Source organism: Candidatus Binataceae bacterium, from assembly GCA_035308025.1.
Taxonomy (GTDB): Bacteria; Desulfobacterota; Binatia; order Binatales; family Binataceae; genus JAJPHI01.
The window spans coordinates 1-13,128 of sequence record DATGHL010000048.1 but is presented as its reverse complement, the minus strand read 5'-3'; the positions used below and the strand labels follow the sequence as shown (position 1 = coordinate 13,128).

10 protein-coding genes are annotated in these 13,128 nt (G+C 58.4%); 1 reads left to right on the top strand and 9 read right to left on the bottom strand.

Annotated features, from left to right (window positions below):
- Nucleotides 1–11: 11 nt before the first annotated feature.
- The 3 genes from VKS22_14895 to VKS22_14885 form a co-directional block, all read right to left on the bottom strand.
- The gene (locus VKS22_14895; protein ID HLW71900.1) at nt 12–794 is read right to left on the bottom strand and encodes a hypothetical protein; all 783 of its coding nucleotides are present in this window, start codon (nt 792–794) and stop codon (nt 12–14) included.
- 167 nt (nt 795–961) lie between these two features.
- The gene (locus tag VKS22_14890) at nt 962–3,409 is read right to left on the bottom strand and encodes an MMPL family transporter (protein HLW71899.1); all 2,448 of its coding nucleotides are present in this window, start codon (nt 3,407–3,409) and stop codon (nt 962–964) included.
- On the bottom strand, nt 3,391–4,350 hold the full coding sequence (locus tag VKS22_14885; GenBank protein HLW71898.1) for a YCF48-related protein: 960 nt from the start codon (nt 4,348–4,350) through the stop codon (nt 3,391–3,393). Before VKS22_14885 ends, VKS22_14890 begins: the two co-directional genes overlap by 19 nt.
- 351 nt (nt 4,351–4,701) lie before the next feature.
- On the opposite strand from VKS22_14885, the gene VKS22_14880 reads away from it, so the two are divergent.
- Nucleotides 4,702–5,544 (top strand): polysaccharide deacetylase, encoded by an 843-nt coding sequence (locus VKS22_14880; GenBank protein HLW71897.1) that lies wholly within the window; start codon nt 4,702–4,704, stop codon nt 5,542–5,544.
- Nucleotides 5,545–5,745: 201 nt separating this feature from the next.
- Here VKS22_14880 and VKS22_14875 read toward each other — a convergent pair whose 3' ends face one another.
- From VKS22_14875 to VKS22_14850, 6 genes are all read right to left on the bottom strand, one after another.
- Nucleotides 5,746–6,726 carry an NAD(P)H-quinone oxidoreductase gene (locus VKS22_14875; protein HLW71896.1) on the bottom strand — a complete coding sequence of 327 codons (981 nt, stop codon included), beginning with the start codon at nt 6,724–6,726 and terminating at the stop codon, nt 5,746–5,748.
- 64 nt (nt 6,727–6,790) lie between these two features.
- A complete protein-coding gene (locus VKS22_14870; protein ID HLW71895.1) occupies nt 6,791–8,134 on the bottom strand; it encodes a type IIL restriction-modification enzyme MmeI in 1,344 nt (447 codons plus the stop codon).
- Nucleotides 8,131–9,633, bottom strand: a complete 1,503-nt coding sequence (locus VKS22_14865) for a type IIL restriction-modification enzyme MmeI (protein HLW71894.1) — start codon at nt 9,631–9,633, stop codon at nt 8,131–8,133. The genes VKS22_14870 and VKS22_14865 overlap by 4 nt, the downstream gene beginning before the upstream one ends.
- Before the next feature lie 145 nt (nt 9,634–9,778).
- Complete coding sequence (locus VKS22_14860; protein HLW71893.1) at nt 9,779–10,834, bottom strand: zinc-dependent alcohol dehydrogenase family protein; 1,056 nt, start codon at nt 10,832–10,834, stop codon at nt 9,779–9,781.
- 517 nt (nt 10,835–11,351) lie between these two features.
- Entirely contained in the window at nt 11,352–11,885 is a 534-nt protein-coding gene (locus VKS22_14855) for a hypothetical protein (protein HLW71892.1), read from the bottom strand.
- Nucleotides 11,886–11,991: 106 nt separating this feature from the next.
- Nucleotides 11,992–12,936: an IS1595 family transposase gene (locus VKS22_14850; protein ID HLW71891.1), complete on the bottom strand. Its 945-nt coding sequence runs from the start codon at nt 12,934–12,936 to the stop codon at nt 11,992–11,994.
- Between the last annotated feature and the right edge of the window lie 192 nt (nt 12,937–13,128).

Here is a 13,128-nt window from a genome sequence, read left to right as displayed (position 1 = left end):
GTCTAACTCAGTTAGTTGGTCGTAGGCGCTGACGCTGCGGGATTCGCGAAGCGCAGCAACTCAACCAGTTCCATGCGCGGGCCGCTTGCGCCGCCCTCGAAGACCTCGGTCTTGACCAACCCGACGTTGGGCGCATACCAGTCGCGATAAAGCAATTTCGAGTCTTTCTTGCTCTTCGCGAATGAACCGCCCTCGTAGATCGCCATCGTGTCAATCCGCATACACCCACTGAACTTGCCCGCGGGAACCGTGACATCGGTCGGGTCGAAGACGGTGTGATGGACCTGATTGATGATGAAAGCGCCTTCGATGTGGCCGAAGGGGAAAATCGTACTGTTCCAGGAAACGTCCGGAACCATCCGCGCGGGCATGAACTCACCCTCTTCTGAACGGCCCCAGGCCGGCGTCTGAATATCGTCCTTGACGGTTTCGAGGCCCGAAAGCCGCGAGAGATAGCCATCCTTGGTCACATATACGATCGGGCGTGAGCCGCCGCGTTCGAGGTTGTAGAACTCCTCGACCACCTGTCCCGTAACGTTGAGCGACGGAACGTATTTGACGCCGAGTACCTTGTCGGTGATCACGTAGGTTGATTTCTGGCTCTTGCTTTCGATGCGATAAGTCCAGGTTGCATCCGGCGTCAGCGGGAAGAAGGCGCCAGCGAGGGCTGGATTGTACTGCGCGGTACTGTGTTGGCATCCGCTGAGTAGCCCCAGCCAGAGCCCGCAAGTAATCGCGAACATTGCCGTGCGACCCACCGCCGGCTTCATCTCTAATCGGTTCGGTTTTGGCATTTTCCGGCTCATCCCCAAGCTCATCCATTAAAGCTAGTCATTATTAAACCCAACCGCTATCGCAAGATTGTGGTTCCCGACCACGAAGCTCTTGTGCGTAAACGAAAGCACAACGGCGGACGCGAAGGGCCACGTCCGCCGTCAACTCATCGAAGCCGAGGACTTTTTCAGGACACCGCCGCCCTTAACTCTCTTTCACGGATCATCGCCTTGCCGCCAAAGACGAACTTCGGTCGCGCCCATGACAGGTAGCAGGGCAGCACAATACAGCCGGCAATCATATTGGTGCCCATCAGGAAGATCAGCAGTGTGCTCATCTGGCTGTGGAAGAGCAGTGGCGAGAAGATCCAAGGGAAGATGCCGCCAATCATGACCAGGAAGGTATTAAAGACCGCGACGCCGGTGGTGCTGAGCGCCAGGACGATCGCGTCGTCGACCTCCATGCCGCTCATCACTTCGTCACGGATGCGCGAGACCGTGTAAATGCCGTAATCGACGCCGAGACCGATACCGAGCGAAATGACGGGAATCGTATCGATCGTCAGGCCGATCCCGCGCAAATCCATGTAGATAAACGCGCCGAAATTGGCGAGCACGCAGGCGAGCAGGAACATGATTCCAGCTACGAACGAACGGAAGGCACCGACGCAGAAGAGCCAGACGACGCCAAGCACGAAGGTGATGTTAAGAAAGTCCAGAGTTTTGAGGACATCGTTGGCCGCGAGATAAAGCCCGGCGATACCAGCGAGGTACTTGACCTGAACGCGTGGTTTTTTGGGATCGGCGGGATTGAGAACCGGGTCCGTCTTCACCCGTTCGTTGACGAATTGCGTAATCTCGTCGCGGACATTGTTCAACGTGTCGTAGGTGTGGTCCCTGAGCAGAACGCGGATACAGGTATCGTCGCTCAGACGATTCGAGATAAAGCGCTCGAGCTCGCCCGGCGCCGAGCCGTTCAGATAGAGAAACCAGAGATTGCCCGACATCTCCATCGAATCGGGAATCTGGAGATATTTCGGGTAGGCGTAATGGAACCGCTCGTTGAAGGGCTTCGAGATGGCCGAGGTGAAAGACACGACCTGGGCGACTTTCGGATCCTTGACAAAAAGAAACGTCCGCAGGTCGTCCACGATCCTGAGAACTGGCGGGCTCAACACCGAGACGTTATCCGGATAAGCGGGCGTTTGCAGAATGACCCAGCCTTCCTCGAGCGGGAATTTATCGCCAACCGCGGCAATATCCTGATTGACTTTCGAGTAAGGCTTATACAGCGGCGTTCCGGCGGTTGAATAGCCGATCTTACTTTTGGCGCCTGCCACCACGCCATAAACCAGAAACAGGGCGGAGCCGCCGAGCAGAACGACCCGCAGCGCGCCGGGACGGGTGGGCACATGCACCAGCCAGTCGAGCGCGCCGCTCATGGTCGCACCGACACTGTGCTCGCCCGCGGCTCTCTTGCGCCTGTGCTTGATTTCAGGAATGGCCAAATAGCTCATCAGGATCGGCTGGAAGATGAAGACCATCGTCAAGCTGCCGGCGAGCCATACCGTGCCGGCCAGAGCAATGTGCTGGAGCACCGGGATGCCGCCGAAGGAAATAAAGACGATGCCGCTGATGTCGGCCATGATCGAAAGGAAGCCCGGCGGCAGCATGTAGTCGGTTGTTGCCGAGCAGGCAGCAAACTTGTCGCCGAGCCGATCAAGTTCGTCGTGATAACGACCCTGCCACTGGATGCCGTGGCTCATGTCGCGGGCAGTCAGGATGAACGGAATGACCAGCATCACCGGGTCGAAGTCGTAGCCCATCAGACCGACGAAGCCGAGGCCCCAAATCGCCGAGAGCGTACCGGTCACGATCGGCGCCCACCAGCGGCTGCGCTGACCGCCGGTGAGGTACAAGATCAGGATCATGATGCCGACCGCGATCAGGAAAAGGACGTTGACCACCGGCTCGTAGTAATAGCCGTAACCGCGGATGATCGGTTCGCCGGCTACGTAAATCTTGTTGTTCGCATCCTGATACTTCTTGACGATGTCCTGGACCTGGTAAAACAACTGGCGATAGTCGAGTCCGCGTTCATTAAAGGACGCCGCGACCAGCGCGCTCTTGAGGTCCGGATTGACCAGTTGCGAGATCGTTGATTGATTCGCCTGAACCTTGCGCTTGAGGTCCTGGATTCCCGCTTCATTGGGCGGAATCTTGGGAAACATGAAGGGCTTGATCAGCATCGAGCCCGGCGAGGCCTCGGCGTAGCTCACGCGGTACGAGGCCAGCGAAAGGACCTGGTTGTGATCAACGCCCGGGAGCTTATCGACAGCGGCCTGGATGTCGTTGATTTTCTGCAGCGTGTCCTTGTTGAAAATGTCGCCGTGCTGAACCTGGATCATCACCGACAAGGTCTGCGCGCCGCCATATTTGTGCCACTCGTTGTAGAGCTGGACGTTCGGATGATAACTCGGGAAAAAGTCATCGAATCTGGTCTGAATGTTGACCTGGGTGCAGTAATAAAGGGCGACCGCACTGATCAAGAGCAGTAGGCCGCCGATGATTGCCCGGAAGCGGAGAACGAAATCTCCGATCTTGAAGGACCCCAGATTTACTGAGCTGCTTGCCATTTTTCGCCCGCATCATCCGTGATGAGAATTGTGCCGTTCGAACCGACCATCACACCTTCATTGCCCGCTAGCGCGATGTCGGTGAGATCGTTGAACGTATTGCGTTGATCTTCCTGCCACTGCCCGCTCGGCGACTCGGTGAAAACCCGTCCACCCGTGCCCAGCGCCCAGATTTTCTTGCCGTCCGCGGTGGTGGCAAGGGCGTAGATGCCGATGTCAGCGGGCAGCGCCCCTTTCTTCCAGGTTTTGCCGCCGTCGTCGCTGGTGGACAATTCTCCGGAGAGTCCGGCGGCGAGGGCGTGCTGCGGATCAATAAAAGTGATCGAAAAGAACGGCCCGATAGTAAAGTCCTCGATATTACCGCCGGTTACGATCTTCCAGGTCTGGCCGCCATCGGTGGAATTTAGGACGGTTGAGAATTCACCCGCAATCCAGCCAGTGTTTTTATCGGTGAAAGTGACGTCAAAGAGGGTCATCAACTTGGGAGACTTTTCAGTCTGCCAATGGTCGCCGCCATCGGTGGTGCGGACGATGATGCCGTCGGCACCCACCGCGACGGCGTTCTGCGCATCGATCAGGTACACCTTCATCAGATTTTTGGTGGTGCCGCTGTCGAGGGCTTTCCAGGTTTCGCCGCCGTCGGTCGAGCGCAGGACAGTACCGAGCTCGCCTACAATAAGGGCGGTCTTGCCATCCGGCGCGAAACGGATCGAATAGAGGTCGCGGTCTTGAAAGAGTTCGTTGCCATCGCGCTCGTGCAGGGTTTGGTGAGTCCAGGTTTGACCCTTGTCGGTGGAGACCAGCAACCCGGCTTTGGCGCCGACCACAAAGATCGCGCCGTCCGGCCGGATGGCCGTCCCATACAGATGCATCCAACGCGGCGCACCTGTGAGCTTCTGCCCCTCGAGCGCGGCGTGCGCGCACAGCACGCCGACGACCATCGTCAGCGCGCAGGCGAGCGCCAGCGTCCAGAATTTCTTGCTTACCCAGCGATGATCATTCAAGACCGAACCCCATCCGCTTTAACTTGTATGAAACGGCCGCATCGGACATGCCTAGCACCAGTTTCAGCTTCGATTTAACCGGCGTTCCGGCTCTTCCGCAGGTTCATGTCCGGCCCCGGCCGGAATGAGCCTCCCCGAATCCTGCCCCAAGTCAGCCATCGACTACATCACGTTCGGCGCGGCTGTCAAGAGAAAGTTACGCCGAGATTTGGTAGAACGGACGATTGAGATTCATTCCATGGTCGGTAAGGCCAAACGCGCCCTAAGCAAAACGCGGAAACGGTGTCGATGATGAAGAATATCGCGGTCTGCCTGACGTTTGACTTCGACGCGATGTCGGTATGGATCGGGACGTTTCACGCGCGTTCGCCGAGCGCGCTGTCGCGCGGCGAGTTCGGCAAAATCGGGGCTGAGCGGCTGCTCGGCCTTTTGCGCGAGCGCGGATTGCCTTCGACCTGGTTCATCCCCGGCCACACCGCCGACGCCTTCCCGCAGACCACTGCGGCAATCGCGGCGGCCGGCCATGAGGTCGGCCATCACGGATATTTTCACGATCGCGCAAAAACCCAGCAGGACGAAGCCCGTGACTTTGAGCGGGCGATTGCCTCGCTCCGGCGCATCACCGGGCGCGCGCCCGTGGGCTATCGCTCGCCCGCGGCTGGATTGTTGCCGAGCACCCTCGAACGTCTGCTCGAGAAGGGCTTTCTCTACGACAGCAGCATGATGGGAAACGATTTTTTACCCTACTACTGCCGCGTTGGGGATCACGCGCCGGTTGACGGGCCCTACGTCTGGGGCCGCGAGACCGAGCTCGTCGAGTTACCCTTCACGTGGGGCCTCGACGACTTTCCCATCTTCGAGTACGTGGCGGCCCGCAACGGCACGAATCCCGGATTGGCGGCACCGTCACGCGTTTATGAAATCTGGGCGGGTGACTTCGACTATCTGTACGAGCGCCTGGGCGAGGGAGTTTATATCCTGACGATGCATCCGCAGACCATCGGCCGGGGCCATCGGCTGCTGATGCTTGAGCGGCTGCTCGATCACATCAGCGGGCGCGCGGGCGTCGTCTTCAAGACGATGAGCGAAGTCGCGCAGATGTTCCTTCGCGACCATCCGAGAAGCAAGTGAGCGAATTTCCGAACGTGCACGACCACGCGGCCGCTCATCCATCAAAGTCGCAGCAATCCAAATTCGTCGTCGATACGAATACGTCGCTAAACCACAAGAAATCGATCTGGCGGCGGGTTATCGTGGATGCAGTGAACGCGGTTGACTGTGAGACGCCTGGTGGCATCGCGCCCCCGGGCGTCTTTTTTTGTGCGCTTGCACTCATGCAACGTGCAGGACGATTTTGCCGAAGTGCTCGCTCGCCTGCATCATGCGATGGCCCTCGGCGGCGGCCGCGAGCGGCAGGACCTGATGGATGGGCGGGCGGAGCCGTCCCGCGATTAACGCCTCGCCGAAGCGCGCGAGAAAGGCGTCAACGATCGCGGCCTTCTCGGCCACCGGACGCGTGCGCAGGGTCGAGCCGATGATCCGCAGATGGCGGCGCAGGACTGGAGTGAGCTCGATCTCGGTCTTTGCCCCTTTCATCAGGCCGATCAGAATCAACCGCCCGCCGTGGGCAAGGGCGTCGAGGTTTTGCGCCAGATAAGCCGCGCCAATACTGTCGAGGATGACGTCGACGCCGCGCTCGTTGGTGGCGGCCTTGACCTGCGGCGCGAAGGGTCCGGAATTATAATTGATTGCGAGATCGGCGCCGAAGCGGAGGCATTGCTCGCATTTGGCGTCGGAACCCGCGGTGACGATCGCGCGCGCTCCCGCTTCGCGCAGTAATTGAATCGCGGCCGTGCCGACGCCGCCGCCGCCGCCGTGAATCAGCACGTGATCGCCGCGGCGGACCTCAGCCAGCATGAAAAGATTCAGAAAGGCGGTGAGAAAAACTTCAGGTAACGCGGCCGCCTCGGCATCGCTGAGCGAGTCCGGCACGTGCATCGCGGAACCGTGATGGACGACCGCCAACTCGGCGTAGCCGCCGCCCGCCAGTAAGGCCATAGCGCGATCGCCGACGCGCCAGCCGCTGACCTCTGCGCCGACCCCGACGACTTCGCCGGCGCATTCGAGACCAAGGATCGGCGAGGCCCCGGGTGGCGGCGGATAAAAGCCCTGCCGCTGCATCACGTCGGCGCGATTCAGGGCGGCGTGAGTCACCTTGATCAGCAGGTCAGCGGGACCAGCGACGGGCTCGGGAGCGTCGCCGAGTTTGAGAACGTTTTCGTCGCCGGGCTGATCGATAAGAATCGCTTTCATAGGCGGAAACCTTGGGTCGGGTAACAGACCTGACGAATGTACCATGTCAGACCTTCGCACAGATTTACTTTGCGGAGGGAAGCTTTTCATCCCTGAGTTCCGGTTTGCCGCGCGTTTGCTTCCGGACTTTTCGGCAGCCTTTCCTGTTGGGCGCCATGAGCGGCGCGGTCAACTTTTCGTATAGTCCGAAAAGGTACTCGACCCGATGACGATCGCTGTCGAAGGGCTGCGAGCGGTAACAACGTTCGACCGCGCGATCCAGTTCGGCGTGGGCTTTGACGAGCGCCGGCGGCATCGCGAGCGGGTCGTAAAGGTCGGCGAGCGTCGCGCCCGGAAAGGCTTTGCGCGTATCGAGCACCGCCTGCGCGGCGGCTTCCACCGCGGCGCGCAGTCCGTCGCTCGGAGCTTCGGGCCACGGATAGTTGTTGTAAACGATCTGACTCGAATACTGATAATCGCTCTTCATTCGACCGCAGACCTGGCGCATCCAAGCCATGTGCATTCGTGAGGCCAAAACGCCCAAGTGGTAGAGCGTTGCTTCTGGGATGATGAGTGCGCTGCCGTTGGCGATAACACTGGGGCTCATGAAGCCGACCGGCATGTATGGCCGCGTCTCCGAAGACACCTTGGGAATTAGCAGGTAAGGCGTGTCGGGTTGCCGAATCTCGCCAAACAGTTGCGGGGTTGCCGCAAGGCGCCGGGTTTCCGCGCGTCCGCTGTCAAGGCGCGCCTCTCGCACTGCGTCTATACGTCTTCGCACGCTAGGACTGGCGCGAAGGATCGCAGGCTCAGCGTCGACCAGCCACAAGCACCATCGTTGTGTGCCGTTGAGAAACTCCTCGCTGCCAACAAAACGTCGGATGCAAGGAGCAATAGCGAGACTCTCCGTCAAAAGTCTCGCGCGAGATTCCGCATCGAGGATAAGGTTGCCCAGCCCTTTGTCCGTCTTTCGCCGGTCGTTCGCCATGCTCCCGTAACTAATTGCGGGACCGCTACTTACCTGGCTTCCACGCTTCAGGATTAGAGTGTCGGGCGCGTCCGCGAGATAGGGATTGATGTTCTTCGCAGGAAAAGCGACTGGCTCGCCTTTCAGGTCGTGGTAGTCGAAGAGAGTTCGCGACGCTGCTGCAAAAGACGAAAAGCCGATAATCACGACGTGCACATGAGCATTGCCGCGGGCTTCGCTCTGCCATGCAAAAGTGCGATGAGCAAAATGTATTTCCAGGTGAAATCGCTTGAAAAGCTCGTCCCAGAGGATACCGACCTGTTCGCCCTGCGTTATTGAGTTCGTGGAGACGAACGCCACTTTGATTCGCGTTCCCTTGACGTAATCGCCAGCCTTTACGTACCAGGCGCATACATAGTCTAGAACGCCCGCTCCACTTACGTTACTAAAAATCAGCTTCATGTCGCTCTTTTGTCCGTCCGTCTGCTCCTTTTTTCCCACAAACGGCGGGTTGCCGAGCACATAACTGCATCGTTCGGGCGGGAGGATTTTCTTCCAATCGCGGCGGAGCGCATTGTCGCAGACGATCGTCGGCGATTTCCTGAGCGGCAGCCGCACGAAGTACTGCCGAAAGCTTCCGACAGCCAGATATTCATTTGATGGTCCATCAGCCACATCGCGACTTCCGCGATGCGCGCGGGCCACTCGCTGATCTCGATGCCGTAAAAGGCGTCTACATCGATGCGGGAGGGATGCTGGATTCCATCTAGTTCCCGCTGCGTGCCGTAGAGCAGCTTCAAGATTTCGATTTCCAGCAAACGCAATTCGCGGTAAGTGATTACCAGGAAATTGCCGCAGCCGCACGCTGGGTCGAGAAAGCGCAGCCGCGCGATCTTCTGGTGGAAACGTTTCAGTTCCGCCTTGCTGTTCTTGACGCGTTCGAATTCAGCGTGCAGATCGTCGAGGAACAGCGAGCGGATGACCTTGAGTATGTCGCGCTCGCTGGTGTAGTGTCCGCCAATTTGCCGCCGCTTCTTCGGCTCCATCACCGCCTGAAACAGCGAACCGAAAATCGCCGGCGAGATGCGCGACCAGTCGAAATGTGTGCAAGCAATCAGGGCTTTCCGCGTGTCGCTATTGAAATCAGCAAAACCCAGATTTTCAGCAAAGAGCTCCCCGTTAACCCATCGGAAGGAAGCGAGGTCTTCGTCGAGGTTTTTCTGCCGCTGTTCCGGCGGCGTATTCAAGACGTCGAAAAGGCGCGCAAGGTGCGGACCGAGGTCCGAGCCATCCTCGGCAGCGCGGTTCTTTAGATAAAGCGTGAACGATTCGCGCTCAAAAATCCCCGTGTCCTGGCCGAAGAGGCAAAAGAGGATGCGTACGAGGAAGCGTTCGAGGCGATGGCCGGAGTAGCCGCCGGCTTCGAGCGTGTCGTGCAGATTGCCCAGGATCTCGACCGCGCGCAGGTTGATCGGGTCTTGATCCGCGAACTTGTGCTGCTGGTAACCTGCGAGGAACGCGAAGGAACGAATGTGCTGGTGAAAGTCGGCCAGCGGAAATTCGAGCCGCGCGGCGCTTTGCTCGCCAGGCTCGAGATCGTGCAGCGTGAGGCGCGCGAAATCCGAAACGATTACGTAGCGCGGACTTTCATCGGCGCGCCCCTCGCGCGCAAGGTCTTGGATATAACGGAACGCCTGCGACTCCGCCCGACCGAGGTCTTTGCCGAAGCTCTTGTGCTCGACCAGCACGACCGCGGGCCAGAACAGATCGATGAAGCCGAAGTCGCCGGAGATTTTCCTGACCGGCTCCTCAAAGCTGGCGACTGTGCGGCGGCGGATGCCGAAAACATTGAAGAATTCGTTCCAGAAGGTCTGCTTTTCAGCCTGTTCACGCTTCGCTCCGGTCCATTCCTTTGAAAAGCGAATCGCGCGATCACGGATTTCATTCCAGGAAAGCGGCATCGGCGGATGATAGCAAAAAGCCGCCGCTGATTGAGCCGAGGATTCTTGATCGGAAAGGCACGAGCCCGAGTCATTGAGAGGCAGAGAGCCAAAAAGGAAGGCCCGCGCGGGCGAGCCTTCTTTGCGAATCGCAAGAGTTGCGCGGTCAGTACTTGTCGATGATCGAGACGCCGACGTTCTGGAACGTGGTCATCTCTTCGAGGACCCGGTTGGCGCCGTCCAGGCTGACGGTCTCGGTAATCATGGATTTGGGATCGAGCTTCTTTGCGTTGACCATCTGGAGCATGCCCGGATAGTGCGACGCCGGCATCCCGAGCGACGCGATGAGCTGCAACTCCATCACGACCATGCGGTCGATCGGCAACGAAACCTCGCCCTTTTCGGCTTGCGTCGTGAGTCCGATCTGGAGCGCGCGGCCCTGTTTGCGCAGACTCATGATTGAGTTGCGGCAGGTGGTGGCGATGCCCAGCGCGTCCACCGAGACGTGCGCGCCGCCCTTGGTGATGTCGAAGATCGCGGCGGCCGGGTCTTCATTGCGCTTCGCGTTGACGATATGTTGCGCGCCGACCTTTTTGGCCAGCTCGAGCTTGCGGTCATCAAGATCGACTGCGATGACATTGGCGCCGATCGCGGCGGCGATGTGGATCGCCGAGAGGCCGATACCGCCACAGCCGTGAACCGCAACCCATTCGCCGGGGCGGACCTGCGCGCGATCAACGATCCCGTGGTAGGAGGTCATGAAGCGGCAGCCCATCGACGCGCCTTCGAGGAAGCCGACATCGTCCGGCATCGGCACGAGGTTGAGATCGGCGTTGGGTACGCCGACGTAACGGCCATAGCCGCCCCAATAGGAGAAGCCCGGGAGCTGCGGATTCGCGCAGACGTGCGACTGACCGTTGCGGCAATACTCGCAGATGCCGTCGCCCTGGCTGAAGGGCACCAGCACGCGGTCACCCTTTTTGAAATTCTTGATGCTCTTGCTGACTTCCTCGACGACGCCGCAGAATTCATGGCCCATCACCAGCGGCAGCGCCGGCGCGAGCCCCACCCAGGTCCAGTCACCCGACCAGGCGTGCCAATCCGATCGGCAGACGCCCTCAGCCTCGGCCCGCAGGATAACCCCATCGGGAGGGCACTTAGGATCGGGGACTTCCTTGACGACCAGCGGTTTGCGCACCGCCTCCATTACTGCTGCTCTCATGACGCGTCTCCTTGGGCTTTTTCGACTTTTTTACTTTTTCACCGGTTTTGCGTTTAGCCGTCGTGGCAACCCGGTTTATCGCGAAACCGATCCTTTCATATAGCGCCTTCCTGCGGTGAGGGGCAAATACCTCGCATCGGCGGGTGCTGTCAGTTTAGGCAATGATTGACTTGACGCACAATTCAGTTTCGCATAGGCTCGGCTCAACCATGACGGTTAGCGCTTCTTGGCCCGTTTCTGTTCCGCGATCCGACGGTCAACTTCGGTCTTCGGAACGCTGACGATTTTGCGAAGCGCGACTTTCATCTTGTTGAGACCGTAGGGTTTTTTCATAGGAGAATCCGCCTGTATGGCTAACGATGATCAAAATGCGGGGAATCCGAGTGCTGGTACGGGGCAGGGAACTCAACAGCAAGACGCGCAAGCGGCCAAGCCGGTGGTAGTTGTGGTGCCCGTTGCTCCCGCTCCTCCACAGATCCTGCAACAGCGAGGCGGTAGCAGTGAACCGAGCCAGCCTTCACAACATCCTTCTCGCGATGTCAACCCACGACCAAACATCGCCATCAAGAGCAACCAAGCTGGAAACCTGAAAAAACTGAGATAGAACCCGCGCAACCAATCCTGCTGCCAAAAATGCTGCTGCGGAGAGTAACAAACGTTGACCGGACAACAGGAGCGTTCCCTTTTGCTCAGCTAAAGAATTTTGGGATTTGCGCACTCCGTGCCAACAGCGGATATGAAAGCGCTTCAATTCGTCTCCATTGATTAGCGCGCTTTTCTCGAACCAATCGGCATCACTTGGACACTCCCAATCTTGGCGCGCACGCAAGGCCCGGTATCCTTGAAGCGCCGCGAATAAAGCGCAAAGGCCGCCCGCCACGCTAAGCCCTAGACTCAACGTGGCGGATACACCACCCCCACGAAGGGGATTGAGAAGAAAGGCCAGGACCGCAGTGGACCAGCCGAGGATCATTGCAGCTTTGGAGTCAATTTGGCTGCTGCGCTGCTGTACTTCCGCCATTAACAATTTGGCCGAAGGATGCCAGTTCATTAGTTACCTCACTTCCTTCGTATGAATAAACAAGCTCTTTTACCTCTTCACTGGAAAGGTCCTTCTGTTGCACAATAAACGCAGTCATTTGATAAAACTCCGGTTGCTAATTCACTGGGCTCTTACTGGTTCCGGTTAATTCCTTCCAAGTCAGCCGCCGACCATCAGCCTGCGCACAGGCCAACGCGAAGCGCGCACCATCGCTCAGTTTTCGATTGTTGTAGCGGAAAGTCGCGTCGTCCAAATAGCGGTCAACTTGCCACGGCATCACAAAGTGATGCGTACCATAAACCGTCCGCTTGAATAGGCTCCAGAAGTTCTCAATGCCGTTGGTATGCACCCGGCCGCGCACGAACTCTTCGGCATGATTGATTACTTCGTGCGCGTATTCATCTTCGAGTCCGAAACGAAACGCGCCTGCGGCATCGGTAAAAAGGTCCGAACCGCTCTCTACGTTCTTGCGGATCAACGGATGGAGGGTTTGGCCGCTCTCGTCGCTTACGGTCGCCGCGCGTACCTCGCCATGACGGGAAAGCAGCCCGAATACAATCGCCTTCCCGGCGAAGCCCGTACCACGATGCAGCCGTTTGCTGGCGTGTTTGTTCTTCTCTTTTCCGCCGACGCCGGTGGTATCGGCCTCTACCTCGCCGGACAGTGGGGTCTCGAAACTCCCATTTTTCAGCGCGGCGCGGATGCGATGCAGCATAAACCACGCGGTTTTCTGGCAGACGCCGATCGCAGCCGCGAGGCCGTGCGAGCTATATCCTTTCTTTGACGCGGTGAGTATCCAGACCGCCGGAAGCCACTTATCTAAACCGAGCGGCGAATCCTCAAAAATGCTACCAACCTTGACTGAGAATTGCTTCTTGCAAGATTTGCAGCGCCACAGGCTACGCGTCTTGATGAACCAATGGTCCTTACTGGCGCATCCTTTACGCGGGCACGTGACGCCGTCCGGCCAGCGCGCAGCGGCCAGAAAATCGCGACATATAATCGGATCGGCAAAGTAGCGAACTGCATCAAGTAAAGTCTTTGGAACCCCTGTTTTCATAGAGCAAATCTTAACAGTTTTTGTGCGTCAAGTTAATCATTGCCTTAGTTTGGAAGAACATACTTGACTCATCAGACTTAGACTGTCAAGCTTTCGCCCATGCTTACGAACGAGGGGCCGCCGCGCGTCCTTTTGCGGATTGGCCTCGATTCTGGAATCTCTACGACATGATTCAGTTCATGGCGTGGCAGT